Here is a 19,577-nt window from a genome sequence, read left to right as displayed (position 1 = left end):
GCATGGCCGGAGTCGCATGTTCGCATGGCCGCCGCGCACGGGACACATGCCGTTCCCTTGACCCGACGAGATTGGCGCGCGGACAACTCCTCTGATCCGACTGGAGCAGCACATGGGCCACGGCCACGCGCACCATCACGATCACGACCTCGTTGCCGGCGGTGACCTGCCCCCGGCGCTCGACCAATCCGTCCCGGACGCGGAGCTGGCGCCCGCGGACCTCAGCCGGCGCGGCTTCCTGCGCAACGCCGGCCTGCTCGGCGCCGGTGCCGCCACCACGGTGCTGGCCTCCGGCACTCCCGCCATCGCGGGCGACCACGACCACGGCCCGGGCGGCGACCACGGCCGCACCGGCGAGTTCCAGTGGCTGGCCGGCGACCACCACATCCACACCCAGTACAGCTCGGACGCCCAGTACCGGGTCATCGACCAGGCCCGCCACGCCCAGGCGTACGGCCTGGACTGGATGGTCGTCACCGACCACGGCAGCGTCGCGCACGCCAAGATCGGCGTGGACAAGGTGAACCCGGACATCGTCGCCGCACGCGCCCAGCTCAAGGACCTGCTGATCTACCAGGGCCTGGAGTGGAACATCCCGGCCGCCGAGCACGCCACCGTCTTCGTCCACCCGGGACGCAACGAGGTCGCCGTTCTCAAGGAGTTCGAGAACGCCTTCGACGGCAGCGTCAAGAACGCCGGCGACAACACCCCGGCCAACGAGGCGCTCGCCATCGCCGGCATCAAGTTCCTCGGTGAGGCGGTCCGCAAGCGCCGCGTCGAGGGTGCGCTCTTCCTGGCGAACCACCCGGCCCGCCGGGGCATCGACTCCCCGCACGAGATCCGCGCCTGGCGCGACGCCGACCCGAGCGTGGCGATCGGCATGGAGGGCGCTCCCGGCCACCAGGCCGCCGGCCTGCCGGGCGGCGGCCGCAACCGCGGCTACTACGACAACAACCCGTCCGCCGCGTCGTTCCCCGGCTACCCGCTGGAGAGCTACCGCACCTGGGGCGGGTTCGACTGGATGACCGCCACCGTCGGCGGGCTCTGGGACAGCCTCCTCGCCGAGGGCCGGGCCTGGTGGATCAGCGCCAACTCCGACTCGCACGTCAACTACCTGGACACCTCGCAGCGCGGGCCGGACGGCAACTTCGACCTCAACGGCAAGCACAACGACCCGGTGTACGGCCCCCTGCTCAGCACGGCCGGCGACTACTGGCCCGGCCAGTACAGCCGTACCCACGTCGGGGCGAGCTCCTTCAGCTACCGATCGGTGATGGACGGTCTCCGCGCCGGCCGGGTCTGGGTGGACCACGGCGGTCTGATCAAGGCCCTCGACGTCCGCGCCCGGGTCGCCGGCGACCGGCGCCGGGAATCGGGTACGCCGCTCGGTGGCGTGCTGCGCGTCAAGCGCGGTACGGGCGTCGAGGTGACGATCGACATCGACCTGGCGGACATCCCGAACTGGTCGCAGTTCGTGCCCGTGCTCGCCCGGGTCGACGTGATCGCCGGCCGGGTGACCGGCCCGGTGGCCGACAAGGACGCCTTCACCGCCCCCAACACCAAGGTGGTGAAGTCCTTCGAGGTCGCGAAGGGCACCGGCAAGGTCTCCTTCACGTACTCCTTCGGTCGCGTGGACCAGCCGTTCTACCTGCGTGTCCGGGGCACGGACGGCAAGCGCAGCCAGCCCGGCCTGATGGGCGCGGCGGTCGACCCGTTCGGCCCGGCGCTGGACGTCACCGGCGCCGCGGACCCGTGGGAGGACCTGTGGTTCTACGCCAACCCCATCTGGGTCCTGCCGCAGTGATCCTGGGCCTCAGCCTGGGTCACCGGACCGTCCGGGAGGCCGAGCACTGGCTGGCCACGCACGTCACGCCGCTCGGCCTGCCGGACCTGGTCGCCTGCACACACCTGGTCGCCACGCCGTACCCGCACGTGGCGCTCAGCGTGGCCGTGCCGGCGGCGGCGGACCGGCTGGCCGAGTTGCCCGCCACCCCGCCGGAACTGCACGAGGCGGCCGAGCGGGCGGCGGCGGAACACGCCGCCGGCCGGTCCGGCCGGGCCGTGCGCTACCCCGGCGTGGACCGGATGGTGGGCACACTCACCGTCGGTGAGGTGCTCGCGGGGAGCGCGATCGAGCGGGTCGTGGTGCTCGGCTCGGCGGCGGCCGGACCGGACCTGCCACTGGACACCCGCGACTTAGTCCGGCCCGAGTGGCGCGACGGTGAACTGGTGCTGGTGGCCATGCCGCACTACACCGGGGGCCTTGCCCCGTTCGAGGTGCCCGACCCGACGCCCTGCTGCGCCGACCACTGAGGCGGGGAGTGCGGTCCGTCGCCGTCGGCGGCGGACCGCACCCGTGCCGGGCGCTGAAGACGACGCCGTGGGCGCCGCGACGACCGCCCGGTCCGCCGGTCAGCTGCGCCGGAAGGCGTACCGGCGGGGCTGACCGGCCCGCTGGCTGCCACGCCCGGCGGTGGACCGGTCGTGGCCCACCGGCGGGCCGGCCTTGGGTGGCGCCGGACGGACCGCCGGCTCGGCGACCTCGATCGGCGGCGACGGCACCGCGGGCACGACCACCTGCGTGAGATCGGCCGGCGTCAGCTCGTCGACGCTCGGCGTGGTTTCCGGGGTACGGGACTTCTTCGGGTTGCGCCTCGCGGGCATCCGGGCCTCCTTCTCGGCGTCCCGGCCGGCCGGGACGCGGCGACCGGGAGGGTCGCGCGCCCGGGTGACCGGCGCGGTCGCGGCTTCGTGGGGACCGGGCTGGCCAGAGCCCGGTCACGTCGGATGGGATTCGTCCCGGGGATCGACCACGACCGGCACCGCCGCGCCAACGGCGGCTGGGAATGCGGACGCCCGGGAGCGCACGGACCGCGCACACGGGCGGCGGGCCGGCTCGGAAGGGGCGTCACTTACGCATGCCCACACACTAAGCCCGACCCGGGCGCGCGCGCAGCCGAATTACTGGCACGATCGGTTCATGCTGATCGCGTTCTCGATCACCCCGCTCGGCGTCGGCGACTCGGTGGGTGACCTCGTCGCCGAGGCGGTCCGGGTGGTCCGCGAGTCGGGCCTGCCGAATCAGACCGACGCCATGTTCACCACGGTCGAGGGCGAGTGGGACGAGGTGATGGCCGTGGTGAAGCGCGCGGTCGACGCGGTCGCCGCCCAGGCCCCGCGGGTGAGCGTGGTGCTCAAGGCGGACGTCCGGCCCGGTGTGACCGACGCGCTCACCGGCAAGGTCGCCCGGGTGGAGGCCCGACTCGCCGAGGGGTGACCGCCCCGTGACGGGCTGTCGATGGCCGGCGCGCGCCGCCGGACACCGCGATAGGTTCGAGACCGCGGACAGCGACAGCGAGAGGTGGCGGCACGCATGGCGGAGCAGTCGACGGCGCAGATCGGTGTGACCGGGCTGGCGGTGATGGGCCGCAACCTGGCCCGCAACCTGGCACGCAACGGGTTCACGGTGGCGGTGCACAACCGATCGCCGGAGCGCATGCGCAGCCTGGTCGCCGAGCACGGCGACGAGGGCCGGTTCGTGCCGGCCGAGTCCATGGCGGACTTCGTCGCCGCGCTGGAGCGCCCCCGCGCGGTGATCGTGATGGTCAAGGCCGGCGCGCCGACCGACGCCGTCATCGACGAGCTCGTCCCGCTGCTGGAGCCGGGCGACATCGTGGTGGACTGCGGCAACGCGCACTTCGCCGACACCCGGCGCCGCGAGGAGGCGCTGCGCGAGCACGGGCTGCACTTCGTCGGCACCGGCGTCTCCGGCGGCGAGGAGGGCGCGCTGCGTGGGCCGAGCATCATGCCGGGCGGGTCCGACGAGTCGTACCGGAAGCTGGGGCCGATCTTCGAGAGGATCGCCGCCCAGGTGGAGGGCGTGCCGTGCTGCCGGCACATCGGCCCGGACGGCGCCGGCCACTTCGTGAAGATGGTGCACAACGGCATCGAGTACGCGGACATGCAGCTCATCGCCGAGGCGTACGACCTGCTCCGGGCCGGGCTGGGCGCGGAGCCGGCGGAGATCGCGGAGATCTTCCGGGGGTGGAACGACGGCGAACTGGAGTCGTTCCTCATCGAGATCACCGCGGACGTGCTGGCCCACACCGACGCGGCCACCGGCCGCGCGTTCGTCGACGTCGTGCTCGACCGGGCGGAGCAGAAGGGCACCGGCCGGTGGACCGTCCAGAGCGCCCTCGACCTGGGCATCCCGATCACCGGCATCGCCGAGGCTACCTTCGCCCGCTCGCTCTCCGGGCACGCCGACCAGCGCGACGCGGCCCGCCGGGCCTTCCCGGACGCCGGGTCGAAATGGCAGGTGGAGGACCGCGACGCGTTCGTCGAGGATGTCCGCCGCGCGCTGCTGGCGTCGAAGATCGTCGCGTACGCGCAGGGCTTCGACCACATCCGCGCCGGCAGCGCCGAGTACGACTGGACCATCGACCTGGGCGGCACCGCGACCATCTGGCGGGGCGGCTGCATCATCCGAGCCCGCTTTCTGGACCGCATCCGGCAGGCGTACGACGAGCAGCCCGACCTGCCCACGCTGCTGGTGGCGCCGTGGTTCGCCGAGACGGTCGGCGCGGGTGTGCCGGGCTGGCGGCGGGTCGTGGCCGACGCGGCCCGGGCCGGCGTGCCGACGCCCGCGTTCGCCTCGTCGCTGTCCTACTTCGACGCGCTGCGGGCGGAGCGGCTGCCGGCCGCGCTGATCCAGGGGCTGCGGGACAACTTCGGCGCGCACACCTACCACCGGGTCGACCGGGACGGAAGCTTCCACACGCTCTGGGCCGGGGACCGCTCCGAAGTGGAGGCCTGACCGCGGCCTGACCACGGCTGTGGCGGTGTGACCCCGACGTGGCGGCGTGACCGCGGCGTGGCCGCGGCCGCCCGTCAGGCGATGGTGGCGTGCATCTCCCAGACCAGGATCTCGGCCGGTTCGGTGGCGGTGACCCGCTGACCGCCGGTGGCGGTGAGCCGCGCCGCGTCCCCGGTGCCGAGCAGACCGGTGCCCTCCAGCGTGACCGCGCCGGCGGGCACGTAGAGGTGCAGGAACGGGGCGTCCGGAAGGGTGACCGCGTCGCCCGGACCGAGGCGGGCGGCGTGCAGGGTCGCGTAGCGGTTGCGGATCCGGATGGCCGAGCCGCCGTCGTACCGCTCCATGCCGGACGCGACCGGCACCAGGTCGCCGCGGAGCAGCTGGTCGTCGATCTCCAGCTGCTCGTAGCCCGGGTCGACGCCCTCGGTGTCGGGCAGCACCCACATCTGCACGAAATGCACCGGGTCGGTGTGCGGGTCCCGGCCGTCGAGCCGCCAGGAGTCGTTCTTCTCCGAGTGCAGGATGCCCGTGCCGGCACTCATCCGCTGCGCCAGACCGGGGTAGATCACCCCGGAGTGCCCGGTCGAGTCCTGGTGCACCAGCGACCCGCGCAGCACCCAGGTGACGATCTCCATGTCCTGGTGCGGGTGGGTCTCGAAGCCGGCGCCCGGCCGGACCACGTCGTCGTTGTTGACCAGCAGCAGGCCGTGGTGGGTGTTCGCCGGGTCGTAGTGCCGGGAGAAGGAGAACGAGTGCTTCGAGTCCAGCCAGGAGATCCGGGTGCTGAAGCGGTCGTCGGCCCGGCGGACGTCGACCGCCGGCGGGGGCGCGCTCACCAGGCCCTCTGCCGGCTGTCGGCCTCGACCGGCGCCCAGGTCAGGGCCGGTTCGCCGGTGGCCAGCTCGCCGATCTCACCGGCGCGCGACTGCGGCGCGTGACCGAGTTCGGCGCAGTGCTGCTCGGCGATCTCGGCGCAGATCTCGGCCACCTGTTCGCAGATCGGGTCACCCAGGTCGGCGGCGTTCAACGCCATGATCATCTTGAACCGGAGATCCCGCATTCCCACCCCCGAGCCGGGCACGCACGCACGACACGCCCACCCGCGATCCTATTCGCGCGGCACCCACCCGCCCCGCCAAACGCCACACCCCGCCCGTCGGTCATGCGCTTGGCGCCGGTACGCGCCCTTCGCGAGGCGCCACAACCGCATGATCGGCGCGATGGGGGGCGGAACGTGCGTCGGCGCCGCCCTCGGCGTGAGGGCGGCGCCGACGTGAGCGGTCACCAGAACCGGCGGCGCTTGGCCTTCTGCGGGCGCAGCAGGTCGGCGCCCCTGCTGAGCAGTCGGGACACCCCGGAGGGACCGCGACGGTCCTCCAGCTTGTGGCTCAGCCGGCGCGCGCCGGCCGCGGCCAGCGGCACGGCGACCGCCATCAGCGCCCACTGGGCGATGCGCTTCTGGATCATGTGGGTTCACCTCCGTCAGTGGCTCCTGAGGAGAGTGATACCCAGCGTGACGCCGGGGTACGCCTGCCCGGGCCGGCGGGCCGGACGGCTCAGGCCGGCGGCGGGACCGGGTTGGGCAGCGCTCCGCCGAACCGCCGGTCCCGCTGCGCGTACAGCTCGCAGGCGTACCACAGGTGTCGGCGGTCGAAGTCCGGCCAGAGCGTGTCGAGGAAGACCAGCTCGGCGTACGCGGTCTGCCAGAGCAGGAAGTTGGAGGTCCGCTGCTCGCCCGAGGGTCGCAGGAAGAGATCCACCTCGGGGACCTCGGGGTGGTAGAGGTACTTCGCCACGGTCTTCTCGGTGACCTTGCCGGGGTCGAGTCGCCCGGCCGCCACGTCCCGGGCGATCGCCGCCGCCGCGTCGGCGATCTCCGCCTGCCCGCCGTAGTTGACACAGAACTGGAGGGTCAGCGTCGAGTTGTCGCGCGACATCTCCTCGGCGGTCTGCAGCTCCGAGATGACGCTCTTCCAGAGCCGGCCGGCCCGACCGGACCAGACCACCCGCACGCCCAGGTCGACCAGCTGGTTGCGGCGCCGGCGGATCACGTCGCGGTTGAAGCCCATCAGGAAGCGGACCTCGTCCGGCGAGCGCCGCCAGTTCTCGGTGGAGAAGGCGTACGCCGACAGGTACGGGATGCCCAGCTCGATGGCGCCCTCGATGGTGTCGAAGAGGGAGAACTCCCCCGCCTCGTGCCCCTTGGTGCGGGGCAGGCCGCGGTCCTTCGCCCACCGGCCGTTGCCGTCCATCACCACCGCGACGTGCCGCGGCACCGCCTCGGGGGGCAGCGCCGGCGGTCGGGCACCCGACGGGTGCGGTGTCGGTGGCATCGGCTCGCGCCGGAGGGCCCTCGTCGATCGGATCACTCGATTCTCTCCCTGTTCGCACCGTCCGCGCCGGAGGTCGGAGCACCCCGGTCGACCAGCGGCAGCGAGCGTAGCGCGCGTTCCAGGTGCCACTGCAGGTGCGCCGCCACCAGTCCACTGCACTCCCGGCGCACACCGGGCTCGCTGGCGTCGGCGACCCGCCAGTCACCGCTGTTGAGGGCGGACATCAGGTCGATGGTGGCGGGTGCCGGGTGAGCCGCGCCGGGGGGCCGGCAGTCCGGGCAGACCGCGCCCCCGGCCGGGATGGAGAAGGCCCGGTGCCGACCGGGTGTGCCGCAGACCGCGCAGGCGGTCAGCGCCGGCGCCCACCCGGCCAGCGTCATTCCCCGCAGCAGGTACGCGTCGAGCACGAGGGTGGTGGCGTGGCCGCCCTCGGCGAGCGCGCGCAGCGCGCCCAGGGTGAGCTGGAACAGCCGCAGCGACGGCTCCCGCTCGACCGGGGTGAGCCGCTCCGCGGTCTCGGCGATCGCGCTGGCCGCCGTGTAGCGCGGGTAGTCGCCGAGGAACCGCTTGCCGTAGAGGTCGATGCCCTCGACCTGGCTCACGGTGTGCAGCGAGCTGCCCTGGTTGCCCTTGGGGTCGCCGGCGAGTTGGAGGTCCACGTGCCCGAACGGCTCCAGCCGGGCGCCGAACTTGCTGGTGGTGCGCCGGATGCCTCGCGCGACCGCGCGCAGACGGCCGTGCCGGCGGGTGAGCAGGGTGATGATCCGATCGGACTCACCGAGCTTCTGCACACGCAGCACCACCGCGTCGTCGCGGTAGAGCTGTCGGCGGTACCCGGCCATCGGGCCATTCTCCCTCGGGGTGCGAAATCAGGGTCGGCTCGGGGTGGCGGGCCGGACGAACCCCGATGCGCCGGGTGCCGGACCGGCCGTAGCGTGCTCGCCATGGCCCTGTACCGCACCAGCACCGACGGCGTCCGCCCGAACGTCCTCGATCCCGACGTGGCCCGGCGCCGCGCCGCGCGTCGCCGGGTCGCCCCGATCGCACTCGGCGCGGCCACCGTGCTGATCGTCCTCACCGGGTGTGACAACCTCTCGTACCGGCGACTGGACTACGACAACACCGAGGCAGCACGGATCACCACGATCCGGGTGCTGCCCGGAGCCGGTGACGTCGTCGTCCGCGCCAGCGGGACCGCGTCGGAGGTCCGGATCAAGCGGGTGGTGCGCTACCAGGGTGGCGTCCAGCCGGACGCGAAGTACCAGATCAACGGCAGCGAGCTGGTGCTGGACGCCGACTGCGGGTCACGGTGCAGCGTCTCGTACGAGGTGACCGCCCCCGAGGGGGTGGGCGTGACGGGCGAGACCGGCTCCGGCGACGTCGAGCTGAGCCGCGTCGGCACGGTGCAGTTGCGGCTCGGGTCGGGCAACGTGCAGCTCACCGGCGCCAGCGGCGCGGTCCGCGTGGAGACCGGGTCCGGCGACATCGAGGTGTCCGAGGTCGCCGGGCCGCTGAACCTCCGCGCCTCCTCCGGCAACATCACCGCGCGCCGACTGACCGGCCAGGTGGACGCCGAGGCCAACTCGGGCGACGTCGAGGTCGAGCTGGACCAGCCGGTCTCCGCGCGGGCGCACGCGTCCAGCGGCAACGTCAACCTGGTCGTCCCCGCCGGCCGGTACCGGGTCCGGTCGAGCACCGGCTCCGGTGACGCCAATCTCGGCGTCGCCGACGATCCGACCGCGTCCCTGGTGCTCGACGTCTCCGCGGGCAGCGGCGACGTGTCGATCAGCCAGCGCTGATCCGGGCCGACCCGCGGGCGCCGTCCCGCTGCCGCGGCACCGACGGGCGGCCGCCGGCCCACCCGTACCCTCGCGCGTCCGGGGTGAGCGGATCGTCCGGGCGCACGTGCCCCACGGCGACGCCGGCGGGCACCGGTCGGGCGGCCGCGCCGGCCGGCGGTGGACTGGCGGGCGGCACGCCGTCCGGCACGGGCGCCGGGCGGCGGGCGCCGCGCCGGCCCCCGGGGACGAGTTCGGGCGGCCGGCGGGCGGCCACGTCCTCCACCCACCCCACCGCCAGGGTCACCACGCCCACCAGCGCGAAGACCAGCAGCACGCGGATCGCCAGCCCGAGCGGATCCTGGTGCGACCAGCCCACGACGTCGACCAAAGGAGTGAGCGCGACCACGAACGGCATGTGCCAGAGGTAGACGGTGAGCGCGCGGCGGTTCAGCACGGTCACCGCGCGGTCGAACAGGGCGCTGCGCGCGATCCAGGCCGCGCCGGCCGGGCCCCTGCCCAGCACGACCAGGACGAACGCCGCCGACCAGAGCGCGTTGCCGAGGTGGATGTCGTTGAGGTCGTACCCGCGGGGGCCGGGGTGGCTGGCGATCCAGGCGCCGCCGGCACCGGCGAGCACGAGCGCGGCGGGCACCAACACCCGGTTGGCGAGCCGGCGCAGCATCCCGGCGTGGTGGGCGAAGCCGAGCAGCCACGCCCCGAAGTACAGACCGAACTCCCGGGCCACCCCGGGCGGCGACGCCCAGATTCCCGACTCGATCGCCGCCAGCAGGGCGTACGGGGCGAGCAGCGTGGGCAGCGGGGCGCGACGGAACAGCCAGAACGCGACCGGCGAGGCGAGCACGAACCACAGGTAGTCGCGCAGGTACCAGATCACGCTGAGCGCCAGCGCGCCCCAGTGGTTGGCGGGCGGGTCGGAGACGGGGAGGAGCCAGAGCAGCACCCGGGGCGTCAACGGCAGCCCGGTGAGCAGCATCGCCGGCACGAAGACGGCCGCCAGCACCCACAGGGACGGCAGCAGGCGACGCAGCCGGCGGACCACCGCCGCCGGGCCGGACCGCTCCAGCGAGGCGGCCATCAGCGAGCCGGCCAACGCGAACATGATGGACATGGCCGGGAAGACGAGGGTCAGCGCGGCCCAACCGGTGACGTGGTAGACGACGACTCGAACGATGGCCAGGAACCTGAGCAGGTCTAGGTATCGGTTTCGCATCAGCCTGCATCTGTGTGGGGGGCACGGGCGCGAATGTCTTCTACCCTCCGCCGCCCCGCGACGAAACGGCCGGCGCCCCAACGAGAAGTGAACCTTCTCATACGTTCGTCCGAGGCCGACCATGCCGATCAGCCGACCGGGTGTCCCGGAACCGGCACCGGCGCATGCCGATCAGCCGGCGGATATCGCCGGCTGAACCGCTACGAAACGGTCAGAAACCGAGCTTGCGCAGCTGCTTCGGGTCGCGCTGCCAGTCCTTGGCCACTCGGACGTGCAGGTCGAGGTAGACCCGGGTGCCGAGCAGCTCCTCGATCTGCTGACGGGCGGCGGTGCCGACCGCCTTGAGCCGGCTACCCCGGTGACCGATCACGATCGCCTTCTGGCTGGGCCGCTCGACGTACACGTCGGCGAAGATTCGCATGAGCTGCCCCTCGGGGATCATCTCCTCCACCACCACGGCGATGGAGTGCGGCAACTCGTCCCGGACCCCCTCCAGGGCCGCCTCCCGGATCAGCTCGGCGACCAGCACCTGCTCCGGGTCGTCGGTGAGCATGTCGTCCGGGTAGAGCTGCGGGGACTCCGGCAGGTACCCGGTCATCACGTCGACGAGCGTGTCCACCTGGTGCCCGGAGACGGCGCTCACCGGAACCACGTCGGCGAACTCGCCCAGCTCGCTGACCGCGAGCAGCTGCTCGGCGAGCCGCCTCCGGTCGACCAGGTCGGTCTTGGTGACCACGGCGAGCACGGTGGCCTTCAGGCTGGCCAGCTCGCCGGTGATGAACCGGTCGCCCCGGCCGACCGGCTCGTTGGCCGGGATGCAGAGGCCGATCACGTCGACCTCGCTCCACGTCTCCCGGACCAGGTCGTTCAGCCGCTCACCGAGCAGCGTACGGGGCCGGTGCAGGCCCGGCGTGTCGACGAGCACGAGCTGCGACTCGGGCCGGTGCAGCACGGCCCGGATGACGTGCCGGGTGGTCTGCGGCTTGTTCGAGGTGATGGCGATCTTCTGACCGACGATCGCGTTGGTGAGTGTCGACTTGCCGGCGTTGGGCCGCCCCACGAAGCAGGCGAAGCCCGCCCGGTACGGACGCTGATCCGGATCCGGCACGGGCCCGCTCACTCGACCACCGTGCCGAGGACGGTGCCGTCCGGCGCGGCCACGTGGATCGGCGCGTCGGCCGCGAGGTCGCGGACCGCGGCGTGCCCGGCGCCGTCCAGCGTCGAGGCCTCGGTCACCACCACGGCGGCTTCCAGCCGGGTCGCGCCGGCGGCCACCGCCGAGGCGACCGCCAGTTGGAGCGCGGTGAGCGTCAGCGACGGCAACGTGACGCTCGCCGCCGCGTACGTCCGGCCGTCCTGGTCACGGACGGCCGCGCCCTCCACGGCACCCACCCGGCCCCGGGCGCCCCGGGCCAGGACGACCAGCTTGCCGTCCTCCGCGCTCAGCTCGACCGGCGCGGACGGGGTGGGCCGGGCCGCGGGCACGGCGGGCGACTCAGGCATCGGCGGGTTGCCTCTCCTCGACTCTGGTCTGGCTGTTGCGGGACCCGGCGTGCTCGCCGCGCCCCGCGCTGTCCTGCTCGTCGGTCGGCTCGACCCGGCTCACGAGCACCGTGTCGATCCGGTTGCGCCGGCCGGTGGTGCCCTCGGCGATCAGCCGGAGGCCGGCCATCTCGACCCGCGCGCCCGGGATCGGCACCCGGCCCAACGTCTGGGCCAGCAGGCCACCGACCGTCTCCACCTCGTCGGTGGGGAGTTCGGTGTCGAACAGCTCGCCCAGGTCCTCGACCGGGAGCCGGGCGGTGACGCGCACCGAACCGTCCGCCAGCCGTTCGACCGGCGGGCGCTCGACATCGTACTCGTCGGTGATCTCGCCGACGATCTCCTCCAGGATGTCCTCGATCGTGACCAGGCCGCCGGTCCCGCCGTACTCGTCGACGACGATGACCAGGTGGTTGCGGGCCGCCTGCATCTCGGAGAGCAGGTCGTCGACCGGCTTGGACTCCGGCACGAAGGTCGCCGGCCGCATCAGCTCGGCCACCGGCAGCAGCTCGGCCGCCCCGTCGTCGCCACGCACCCGCCGGATCAGGTCCTTCAGGTAGAGCACGCCCAGCACGTCGTCGACGCTCGCGCCGATCACCGGGATCCGGGAGAAGCCGGAGCGCAGGAAGAGCGCCAACGCCTGGGACAGCGTCTTGTTCTCCTCTATCCACACCATCTCGGTGCGCGGCACCATCACCTCGCGGGCGATGGTGTCGCCGAGAGCGAAGACCGAGTGGATCATCTGCCGCTCGCCGTGCTCCACGACACCACGCTGCTCGGCCAGGTCGACCAGCTCACGCAGCTCCACCTGGGTGGCGAACGGGCCCTCCCGGAAACCGCGCCCCGGCGTGACCGCGTTGCCGATCAGGATCAGCAGCGAGGCGAGCGGGTTGAGCGCCCGCCCCAACCAGCGGACGAGCGGGGCCACCGCCCGGCCCACCGGGTAGGCGTGCTGCCGGCCCAGGGTACGCGGAGCGACCCCGACCACCACGAAGCTGACCACGGTCATCGCGCCGGCGGTGACCAGCGCCGCGCGCCAGCCGGCGCCGAAGGTGTCCACCGCGACGAGAGCCACCAGGGTGGTGGCGGTCAGCTCGGCGAGCAACCGCAGCAACAGGAGCAGGTTGAGGTGGCGGACCACGTCGCCGGCGAGGGCCTGGAGCGCACGGGCGCCGCGGGCGCCGTCGCGGGCCAGTTCGGCGGCCCGGGCCGGCGAGACCGCGGCGAGCGCCGCCTCGGTCATCGCGATCAGCCCGGCGAGCACCACCAGCCCGGCGGCGAAGACGAGCAGCTGCAGATCGGGTAGGCCGGCGGTGGCGGCGGCGGACGCCTGGACGGACATCACTGGGACCGGCTCGACCGCCAGTTGGACAGCAGTCGGGCCTGGAGGGCGAACATCTCACGCTCCTCCTCCGGCTCGGCGTGGTCGTAGCCGAGCAGGTGCAGCACCCCGTGCACGGTGAGCAGGTGCAGCTCGTCGGCGGCGGAGTGGCCGGCGGTCGCCGCCTGCTTGGCCGCCACCTCGGGGCAGAGCACGATGTCACCGAGCAGGGCGGGCTCCCCGCCGGCCGGGGCGGTCTCGCCCGGCCCGTGATCCACGCTGCCCTCGTCCATGGGGAAGGCGAGCACGTCGGTCGGCCCGTCACCACCCATCCAGCGGTGGTTGAGCTCGGTCATGTAGTCGATGTCGACCAGCAGCACGGAGAGCTCGGCGAGTGGGTTGACCCCCATCTCGTCGAGAGCGTGCCGGGCGACGGCGAGCACGGCGTCGGTGTCGACCTCGACACCGGACTCGTTGGCGATCTCGATGGACAACTGGATTCCCCTGATCTAGCGGCGCCGGCCGGAACGGCCGCCCTGGGCGGCCCGCCCCGGTACGGCGTGCACGCTCTGCGCCTGCTGGTTCTCCCGCTCGGCATCCCAGCGGGCGTACGCGTCGACGATCTCCCCGACCAGCCGGTGGCGGACCACGTCGGAGCTGGACAGCTGGGCGAAGTGCACGTCCTGCACACCGGCCAGGATCTCCCGGACCACGCGCAGACCGCTCGTCGTCCCGCCGGGCAGGTCGACCTGGGTGATGTCACCCGTGACCACGATCTTGGAATTGAACCCGAGCCGGGTGAGGAACATCTTCATCTGCTCGGGCGTCGTGTTCTGCGCCTCGTCCAGGATGATGAAGGCGTCGTTCAGCGTCCGGCCCCGCATGTACGCCAGCGGCGCGACCTCGATCGTCCCCGCCGCCATCAGCTTCGGGATCGAGTCCGGGTCGAGCATGTCGTGCAGCGCGTCGTAGAGCGGACGCAGGTACGGGTCGATCTTCTCGTTGAGCGTGCCGGGCAGGAAGCCCAGCCGCTCCCCCGCCTCGACCGCCGGCCGGGTGAGGATGATGCGGTTGACCTGCTTGGCCTGGAGAGCCTGCACGGCCTTCGCCATCGCCAGGTAGGTCTTGCCGGTGCCGGCCGGGCCGATGCCGAAGACGATCGTGTGCGCATCGATCGCGTCGACGTAGCGCTTCTGGCCGAGCGTCTTGGGGCGGATGGTGCGGCCGCGCCGGGAGAGGATGTTGAGCGTCAGGACCTCGGCGGGCCGCTCGGCGCTGCCCTGCTCGAGCATGCCGACGGTACGCCGGACGGCGTCAGTGGTCAGGGTCTCGCCTTTCTCGATGAGTTCGAGCAGCTCACTGAAGAGCCGCTCGGCGAGGGCGTTGTCCGCGGGCGCGCCGGTGATGGTGATCTCGTTGCCACGGACGTGCACGTCACTGTTGACCGAGCGTTCGACGAGCCGCAGGATCTCGTCACCCGCGCCGAGCAGGTTCACCATGATCTTCGGATCGGGGACGGTGATCCGGGTCTGCACCTGGGGCGGGCCGGGAGGTGGGGTGCCGGTCATAGGTCGGGCCGAGGGGCCCTGTGCCACCTGCTCTCGATCTCGGCGCCGGCCCTGGTGGCGCGGCGTACGGACGTTCCACCCATCGTATCGGTTCAACACCGCCGGCACCGTGCGCATTTCCCCGCCCCGGACCCGGCCGACGACCGGCCCCGATACGGGATGAACCGGCCGAATCCACCCGCCGGGGCCGGGGTCGTCCGGGGTGCGGGCCGGAGTCGTCCCCCGACCCGCGCACGCCGAGGTCAGTCGCGCGGGTCAGCCGCCCGCGCGGAAGTCGTACCGGTCGAAGGTCTCCTGGTGGCGGGTGAACCGGTAGGTGGCCCAGTGCATCCGGACCACGGTGCCGTCGGAGTCCCGGGTCAACCGCAGCAGCTCGCCCACCTCCCGGCCGGAGACCACGCGGAACACGTCCGGCCGGTCGGGCACCGGCGCGAACACCGCCGGCGGCTTGCCGGCCGGGTCGTCCGCGCCGCGAGCCCGCAGCGCCCCGTCGTGCCAGGAGAAGGCGTACTCGTACCCCTCTCCCCACCAGCGGCCCAGCAGGCCGCGCAGCGACTCCGGGGCGGGCGGGCCCGGCCGCCACGGCTCGATCTCCGCCGGATCGTGCTCGACCGCGGCGGCGAGCAGCCGGTGCGGCAGGTCGAGGGCCTCGGACGCGGTGCCGGAGGAGACGAGCACCGCGCACCCCATCGCGGCCGGTGTGCCCTCCCCGCCGCGCCGGCCGTACACCCCGGCCAGGAAGCCCGGCATGGCGCCGTCGTGCCCCACGTGCATCACCCGGCCGCCCTGCGGGACCAGGATCAGGCCGAGCCCGAAGCCGCCGCCCCAGAGCGTCTCGTCGGTCACCGTCACCGGCCAGCGCATCTCGTCGAGGGTGGCCGGCGCGAGCACCGCGCCGGTCGCGTCGAGGGCCGCCGGGTCCGCCAGGAAGGCCGCCCAGCGGGCCATGTCCCCGGCGGTGCTCCAGAGCTGGGCGGCCGGGCCGACCGCGCCGAAGTCGGTCGGCGGCTCCGGGTGCGCCTCGTCGGAGTACGCGTCGACCAGGAACCCGGTGGCGGCCCGCGGGCCGGGGGTGACCGTGGTGGTGGTCAGCCCCAACGGGATGAGCACCCGATCGGTGAGCACCTCAGCCCAGGTGCCGCCGCGCAGCTCCGCGACGAGCCGGCCGAGCAGCGCCATGCCCAGGTTGGAGTAGTGGTAGCGACGGCCCGGCGGCAGCACCCGCTCCGCCCGGGCCAGGTCGGCCAGGAGCTGCTCGGCGTCCGGCGCGCGCAGCGTGTCCCACACGTCGCCGTACGGCTCGCGTTGCAGGCCGGCGGTGTGCGAGAGCAGCCGGCGCACGGTCAACTCGCCGTGCGCCGGCAGGTCCAGGTGCCGGCCGACCGGGTCGTCGAGGTCGAGCAGGCCGTCGTCGCGGCACTGCAGGGTCAGCACCGCGGTGAAGGTCTTGGTGACCGAGCCGATCCGGAACCGCGTCTGCGGGTCGAGCGCGGTGTCGTTGCCGGTCCAGCCGACCGCGCAGGTCCACAGCGGCCGGTCGGCCCGGTGCAGCGCCGCCGAGACGGCCGGAACCCGGGCCTGCGCCTGGACGCGGCGCACCATCCGGCCGAGCCGGTCCGTCACCTGGGTCACGCGAGGTCCCGGGCCAGCATCGGGCCGAGCGGCGCGCCGCCGAGCAGGTGGGCGTGCGCGTGGAACACCTCCTGGCCGCCGTACGCACCGGTGTTGAACATCAGCCGGAAGCCGTCGCCGAGCAGCCCCTCGTCCTCGGCCACCGCGGCGGCCGTGGCCAGCACCTCGCCGGCCAGGACCGGGTCGCCCTGGGCGAGCGTGGCGACGTCCGCGTAGTGCTCCTTGGGGATGACCAGCACGTGCACCGGCGCCTTCGGGCCGATGTCCCGGAAGGCGAGGGTGGTCGGGGTCTCCCGGACGACGGTGGCCGGGATCTCCCCGGCGACGATTCGACAGAACAGGCAGTCGGTTCCCATCGGGGCATGCTAAGCCGCAGCCGGGGGCCGGTGGGCGAGACCGGGCGGCTCCGGCATGATGGCGCGCGTGATTTCACGGGCGGTACTGGTGACGGGGGGCTCGCGCGGCATCGGGCGGGCGGTGGTCAAGGCCTTCGCGGCCGGCGGGGACCGGGTGGCCATCCACCACCGGGACTCGGCGGCGCTGGCCGAGGAGCTGCGGGCGCAGCTGCCCGGCGACGGGCACGTGGTGGTCCGGGCCGACCTCGCCGACCCGGACGCGGTCCAGGCGATGGTGGACGAGGCCGCCGAGCGGCTGGGCGGGCTCGACGTGCTGGTGAACAACGCGGGCGTGTTCGGGCCGGCCGACCCGCCGCACCCGGTCTTCGGGAGCTCCTACGCGCAGTGGCGGCAGCGCTGGCGGGAGGTGCTGGACACCAACCTGTTCGGCGCGGCCAACGCCACGTGGTGCGCCGCCCAGCACATGCGTGACCGGGGCGGGCGGATCGTCAACGTCTCCTCGCGCGGCGCGTTCCGGGGCGAGCCGGCCAACCCGGCGTACGGGGCGAGCAAGGCGGGCCTGAACGCGCTCGGGCAGTCGCTGGCGGTGGCGCTGGCCCCGTACGGCATCGCGGTGGCCACCGTGGCGCCCGGGTTCGTCGAGACCGACATGACCAACGAGCACCTGAAGGCCGAACGCGGCGCGGCCGTGCGGGCGCAGAGCCCGTTCAACCGGGTCGCCCGCCCCGAGGAGATCGCGGCGGCGGTGCACTGGCTCGCCTCACCGGAGGCGGAATGGGCCTCCGGCACCATCGTCGACCTCAACGGCGCCTCCTACCTCCGCAGCTGACCCCCGCCCGACCCCCGCTCCTGTCGATCATGCACTTGTGGTGCCCAAGAACTCGCGTTACGCCCCTTTTGTGCGGCACCACAACTGCATGATCGACCCGGGCGGGGACGGGGCGGGCGGGGGCGGCGGGTTACCAGCGGTGTAGGCGGGTGGCCAGGACCGTCAGGGCGGCGACGCCGGCGGTGGAGGTGCGGAGGACGGACGGGCCCAGGCGGACCGGTCGGGCGCCGGCCTCGGCGAAGGCGTCCAGCTCCGCCGGGGCGATGCCGCCCTCCGGTCCGACGACCAGCACGATCTCGCCGCCCTCGGGCAGGTCCTCCGTGGTCAGCCGGGCCTCGGCCTCCTCGTGCAGCACGAACGCGGCGGCGGCCCCGGCGATCCGGCGGGCCACCCGTGCGGTCGACTCGTCCGGGGCGCCGGCCACCACCGGCAGCCAGGGGCGGCGGGCCTGCTTCGCCGCCTCCCGGGCGGTCCCGACCCACTTCTCCCGGGCCCGTACGCCCCGGTCGCCCCGCCACTGCGCCACCGAGCGGGACGCCGCCCACGGCACGATCTCGTCCACCCCGACCTCGGTCATCGCCTGCACCGCCAGCTCGCCCCGGTCGCCCTTGGCGATGCCCTGCACCACCACCAGGCGCGGGACGGGCGCGTCCGCGTACCCCCGGGAGGTGACGTCGAGTTCCAGGCTGCCCCGGCCGACGGCGGTGACCACGGCGGTGGCGGTGCCGCCCCGGCCGTCGGCGAGCAGCAACTCCTCGCCCACCCGCAACCGCTGCACGGTCGCCGCGTGGTGCCCCTCGGGCCCGCCGAGGGTCAGCGAGTCGGTGGCGGGCAGCGACTCGACCAGGAAGAGCGGGGCGGACACGATCAACAGGCTAGCCGCCCCGGCACCGGCCGGGGCGGCGAGGCCGGATCAGGAGCCAGCCGGGACGACGAGGCCGCATCAGGCGTGAGGCCCGATCAGGCGCACGGCCGGATCAGGCGTGGCCGTTGAAGGCGTCGCGCATCCGGGAGAAGAAGCCGCCCTGCTTGGTCAGCTCGGCGACCTCCTCGCCCCGGGTCTTGGCGAACTCGCGCAGCATCCGCTCCTGGTCGGCGTCGAGCTTGGTGGGGGTGCGCACGTCGAGGTGCACGTAGAGGTCGCCCCGGCCGGTGCCGCGCAGATGCGGCACACCGCGGGCGCGCAGCCGCAGGGTGCTGCCCGGCTGGGTGCCGGACTTGACGTCGACCGTCTCCTCGCTGTCCAGCGTCTTGATGGTCAGCCGGGTGCCGAGCGCCGCCGCCGTCATCGGCACGGTGACCCGGCAGTGCAGGTCGTCACCCTTGCGCGAGTAGACGTCGTGGGGCCGCTCGTGGATCTCCACGTAGAGGTCGCCGGCGGTACCGCCACCCGGGCCGACCTCGCCCTGCTGGGCCAGCCGGATCCGCATGCCGTCCTCGACGCCGGCCGGGATCTTCACGGTCAGCGAGCGGCGGGTGCGCACCCGGCCGTCACCGGCGCAGGTGGGGCAGGGGTGCGGGATGGTGGTGCCGTAGCCCTGGCAGACGGTGCAGGGCCGGGCGGAGACCACCTGGCCGAGGAAGGTGCGCTGCACCGACTGCACCTCGCCGCGGCCGCCACACGCCTCACAGGTGGCCAGGTGGGTGCCGGCCGCGGTGCCGGCGCCGGCGCAGGTGGTGCAGAGCACGGCCGTGTCGACGGTGATCGGCGCCTCGACGCCGAACGCTGTCTCGTGCAGGTCCAGCTCGAGGCGCAGGATCGCGTCGGCGCCCGGCCGGGTACGCGGCCGGGGCCCGCGCGCGCCGCCCGCCGCGCCGCCGAAGAACGCGTCCATGATGTCCTGGAAACCGACGAACGGGCCGGCGCCGCCGGGGCCACCCGGGCCGCCGGCGCCACCGCCGCCCGGCGCGAGCGGGTCGCCACCCAGGTCGACGATCTGCCGTTTCCGGTCGTCCGAGAGGACCTCGTACGCGGCGTTGATGTCCTTGAACTTCTCCTGAGCCTCCGGATCCGGATTGACGTCCGGGTGGAACTGGCGCGCAAGCTTGCGGTAGGCGCGCTTGATCTCGTCGTCGGAGGCTTCCCGGCTCACGCCGAGGATGCCGTAGTAGTCCCTGGCCACTGCGTTCCGTGTCCTCATGTTTCGTGTCGCGTTGCGCCGGTCGTC

The 19,577-nt window shown here is 73.6% G+C and carries 22 protein-coding genes; 6 read left to right on the top strand and 16 right to left on the bottom strand.

The features are described from left to right. Positions 1 to 112: 112 nt before the first annotated feature. Both O7603_RS28160 and O7603_RS28155 read left to right on the top strand, forming a co-directional pair. Positions 113 to 1,804 carry a PHP domain-containing protein gene (locus O7603_RS28160; protein ID WP_281572749.1) on the top strand — a complete coding sequence of 564 codons (1,692 nt, stop codon included), beginning with the start codon at positions 113 to 115 and terminating at the stop codon, positions 1,802 to 1,804. Beyond that, on the top strand, positions 1,801 to 2,313 hold the full coding sequence (locus O7603_RS28155; protein WP_281572748.1) for a hypothetical protein: 513 nt from the start codon (positions 1,801 to 1,803) through the stop codon (positions 2,311 to 2,313). The genes O7603_RS28160 and O7603_RS28155 overlap by 4 nt, the downstream gene beginning before the upstream one ends. Positions 2,314 to 2,412: 99 nt before the next feature. On the opposite strand, the gene O7603_RS28150 is transcribed toward O7603_RS28155, so the two are convergent. Continuing rightward, positions 2,413 to 2,664 (bottom strand): hypothetical protein, encoded by a 252-nt coding sequence (locus tag O7603_RS28150; protein WP_281572747.1) that lies wholly within the window; start codon positions 2,662 to 2,664, stop codon positions 2,413 to 2,415. Between the two features lie 316 nt (positions 2,665 to 2,980). Between O7603_RS28150 and O7603_RS28145 the strand changes: the two genes are divergently transcribed. Next, the gene (locus tag O7603_RS28145) at positions 2,981 to 3,277 is read left to right on the top strand and encodes an MTH1187 family thiamine-binding protein (RefSeq protein ID WP_281572746.1); all 297 of its coding nucleotides are present in this window, start codon (positions 2,981 to 2,983) and stop codon (positions 3,275 to 3,277) included. A gap of 96 nt (positions 3,278 to 3,373) precedes the next feature. Next, positions 3,374 to 4,816 carry an NADP-dependent phosphogluconate dehydrogenase gene (gndA, locus tag O7603_RS28140; RefSeq protein WP_281572745.1) on the top strand — a complete coding sequence of 481 codons (1,443 nt, stop codon included), beginning with the start codon at positions 3,374 to 3,376 and terminating at the stop codon, positions 4,814 to 4,816. A gap of 74 nt (positions 4,817 to 4,890) precedes the next feature. On the opposite strand, the gene O7603_RS28135 is transcribed toward gndA, so the two are convergent. The 5 genes from O7603_RS28135 to recO all read right to left on the bottom strand — a co-directional run bounded on the left by O7603_RS28135 (position 4,891) and on the right by recO (position 7,991). Next, the gene (locus O7603_RS28135) at positions 4,891 to 5,652 is read right to left on the bottom strand and encodes a pirin-like bicupin family protein (protein WP_281572744.1); all 762 of its coding nucleotides are present in this window, start codon (positions 5,650 to 5,652) and stop codon (positions 4,891 to 4,893) included. Then, positions 5,649 to 5,876, bottom strand: coding sequence for a thioredoxin reductase (locus O7603_RS28130; protein WP_281572743.1), 228 nt, complete (start codon positions 5,874 to 5,876; stop codon positions 5,649 to 5,651). Before O7603_RS28130 ends, O7603_RS28135 begins: the two co-directional genes overlap by 4 nt. Before the next feature lie 221 nt (positions 5,877 to 6,097). Next, on the bottom strand, positions 6,098 to 6,283 hold the full coding sequence (locus tag O7603_RS28125; RefSeq protein ID WP_281572742.1) for a hypothetical protein: 186 nt from the start codon (positions 6,281 to 6,283) through the stop codon (positions 6,098 to 6,100). An 89-nt stretch (positions 6,284 to 6,372) separates the two neighbouring features. Next, entirely contained in the window at positions 6,373 to 7,149 is a 777-nt protein-coding gene (locus tag O7603_RS28120; protein WP_281572741.1) for an isoprenyl transferase, read from the bottom strand. Positions 7,150 to 7,181: 32 nt separating this feature from the next. Further along, on the bottom strand, positions 7,182 to 7,991 hold the full coding sequence (gene recO, locus O7603_RS28115; RefSeq protein ID WP_281572740.1) for a DNA repair protein RecO: 810 nt from the start codon (positions 7,989 to 7,991) through the stop codon (positions 7,182 to 7,184). Positions 7,992 to 8,093: 102 nt separating this feature from the next. On the opposite strand from recO, the gene O7603_RS28110 reads away from it, so the two are divergent. Continuing rightward, positions 8,094 to 8,948, top strand: a complete 855-nt coding sequence (locus O7603_RS28110) for a DUF4097 family beta strand repeat-containing protein (RefSeq protein WP_281572739.1) — start codon at positions 8,094 to 8,096, stop codon at positions 8,946 to 8,948. Here O7603_RS28110 and O7603_RS28105 read toward each other — a convergent pair. From O7603_RS28105 to O7603_RS28070, 8 genes are all read right to left on the bottom strand, one after another. Next, positions 8,935 to 10,161 carry an acyltransferase gene (locus O7603_RS28105; protein ID WP_281572738.1) on the bottom strand — a complete coding sequence of 409 codons (1,227 nt, stop codon included), beginning with the start codon at positions 10,159 to 10,161 and terminating at the stop codon, positions 8,935 to 8,937. The two genes, O7603_RS28110 and O7603_RS28105, sit on opposite strands and share 14 nt — an antisense overlap. A gap of 211 nt (positions 10,162 to 10,372) precedes the next feature. Then, on the bottom strand, positions 10,373 to 11,269 hold the full coding sequence (gene era, locus O7603_RS28100) for a GTPase Era (protein WP_281576842.1): 897 nt from the start codon (positions 11,267 to 11,269) through the stop codon (positions 10,373 to 10,375). An 8-nt stretch (positions 11,270 to 11,277) separates the two neighbouring features. After that, complete coding sequence (locus O7603_RS28095) at positions 11,278 to 11,664, bottom strand: cytidine deaminase (RefSeq protein WP_281572737.1); 387 nt, start codon at positions 11,662 to 11,664, stop codon at positions 11,278 to 11,280. Beyond that, positions 11,657 to 13,069: a hemolysin family protein gene (locus tag O7603_RS28090; protein ID WP_281576841.1), complete on the bottom strand. Its 1,413-nt coding sequence runs from the start codon at positions 13,067 to 13,069 to the stop codon at positions 11,657 to 11,659. Before O7603_RS28090 ends, O7603_RS28095 begins: the two co-directional genes overlap by 8 nt. Next, positions 13,045 to 13,518 (bottom strand): rRNA maturation RNase YbeY, encoded by a 474-nt coding sequence (gene ybeY, locus O7603_RS28085; protein WP_281572736.1) that lies wholly within the window; start codon positions 13,516 to 13,518, stop codon positions 13,045 to 13,047. Before ybeY ends, O7603_RS28090 begins: the two co-directional genes overlap by 25 nt. Before the next feature lie 15 nt (positions 13,519 to 13,533). Then, the gene (locus O7603_RS28080; protein WP_281572735.1) at positions 13,534 to 14,592 is read right to left on the bottom strand and encodes a PhoH family protein; all 1,059 of its coding nucleotides are present in this window, start codon (positions 14,590 to 14,592) and stop codon (positions 13,534 to 13,536) included. Between the two features lie 255 nt (positions 14,593 to 14,847). Then, complete coding sequence (locus O7603_RS28075; RefSeq protein ID WP_281572734.1) at positions 14,848 to 16,224, bottom strand: serine hydrolase domain-containing protein; 1,377 nt, start codon at positions 16,222 to 16,224, stop codon at positions 14,848 to 14,850. Continuing rightward, on the bottom strand, positions 16,221 to 16,580 hold the full coding sequence (locus O7603_RS28070) for a histidine triad nucleotide-binding protein (protein ID WP_281572733.1): 360 nt from the start codon (positions 16,578 to 16,580) through the stop codon (positions 16,221 to 16,223). The genes O7603_RS28075 and O7603_RS28070 overlap by 4 nt, the downstream gene beginning before the upstream one ends. 67 nt (positions 16,581 to 16,647) lie before the next feature. On the opposite strand from O7603_RS28070, the gene O7603_RS28065 reads away from it, so the two are divergent. Then, positions 16,648 to 17,409, top strand: a complete 762-nt coding sequence (locus tag O7603_RS28065) for an SDR family oxidoreductase (protein WP_348651037.1) — start codon at positions 16,648 to 16,650, stop codon at positions 17,407 to 17,409. A 130-nt stretch (positions 17,410 to 17,539) separates the two neighbouring features. Here the strand turns inward: O7603_RS28065 and O7603_RS28060 are convergent, their stop codons facing one another. Continuing rightward, the gene (locus O7603_RS28060) at positions 17,540 to 18,274 is read right to left on the bottom strand and encodes a 16S rRNA (uracil(1498)-N(3))-methyltransferase (RefSeq protein WP_281572732.1); all 735 of its coding nucleotides are present in this window, start codon (positions 18,272 to 18,274) and stop codon (positions 17,540 to 17,542) included. Positions 18,275 to 18,386: 112 nt separating this feature from the next. Next, a complete protein-coding gene (gene dnaJ, locus O7603_RS28055; RefSeq protein WP_281572731.1) occupies positions 18,387 to 19,532 on the bottom strand; it encodes a molecular chaperone DnaJ in 1,146 nt (381 codons plus the stop codon). Between the last annotated feature and the right edge of the window lie 45 nt (positions 19,533 to 19,577).

The sequence above is a fragment of the Micromonospora sp. WMMD812 genome, assembly GCF_027497215.1.
GTDB lineage: Bacteria > Actinomycetota > Actinomycetes > Mycobacteriales > Micromonosporaceae > Micromonospora.
The sequence above is the reverse complement of the archived record's forward strand: the minus strand, read 5'-3'. Positions and strand labels throughout refer to the sequence as shown.

What these genes read in the sequence shown, in the direction of transcription:
- O7603_RS28145 (WP_281572746.1), top strand. Translation starts at nt 2,981, where the DNA reads ATGCTGATCGCGTTCTCGATCACCCCGCTCGGCGTCGGCGACTCGGTG.
- O7603_RS28120 (WP_281572741.1), bottom strand. Translation starts at nt 7,149, where the DNA reads ATGCCACCGACACCGCACCCGTCGGGTGCCCGACCGCCGGCGCTGCCC.
- O7603_RS28095 (WP_281572737.1), bottom strand. Translation starts at nt 11,664, where the DNA reads ATGCCTGAGTCGCCCGCCGTGCCCGCGGCCCGGCCCACCCCGTCCGCG.
- recO (WP_281572740.1), bottom strand. Translation starts at nt 7,991, where the DNA reads ATGGCCGGGTACCGCCGACAGCTCTACCGCGACGACGCGGTGGTGCTG.
- O7603_RS28110 (WP_281572739.1), top strand. Translation starts at nt 8,094, where the DNA reads ATGGCCCTGTACCGCACCAGCACCGACGGCGTCCGCCCGAACGTCCTC.
- O7603_RS28130 (WP_281572743.1), bottom strand. Translation starts at nt 5,876, where the DNA reads ATGCGGGATCTCCGGTTCAAGATGATCATGGCGTTGAACGCCGCCGAC.
- O7603_RS28070 (WP_281572733.1), bottom strand. Translation starts at nt 16,580, where the DNA reads ATGGGAACCGACTGCCTGTTCTGTCGAATCGTCGCCGGGGAGATCCCG.
- O7603_RS28125 (WP_281572742.1), bottom strand. Translation starts at nt 6,283, where the DNA reads ATGATCCAGAAGCGCATCGCCCAGTGGGCGCTGATGGCGGTCGCCGTG.
- O7603_RS28105 (WP_281572738.1), bottom strand. Translation starts at nt 10,161, where the DNA reads ATGCGAAACCGATACCTAGACCTGCTCAGGTTCCTGGCCATCGTTCGA.
- gndA (WP_281572745.1), top strand. Translation starts at nt 3,374, where the DNA reads ATGGCGGAGCAGTCGACGGCGCAGATCGGTGTGACCGGGCTGGCGGTG.
- O7603_RS28150 (WP_281572747.1), bottom strand. Translation starts at nt 2,664, where the DNA reads ATGCCCGCGAGGCGCAACCCGAAGAAGTCCCGTACCCCGGAAACCACG.
- O7603_RS28080 (WP_281572735.1), bottom strand. Translation starts at nt 14,592, where the DNA reads ATGACCGGCACCCCACCTCCCGGCCCGCCCCAGGTGCAGACCCGGATC.
- O7603_RS28160 (WP_281572749.1), top strand. Translation starts at nt 113, where the DNA reads ATGGGCCACGGCCACGCGCACCATCACGATCACGACCTCGTTGCCGGC.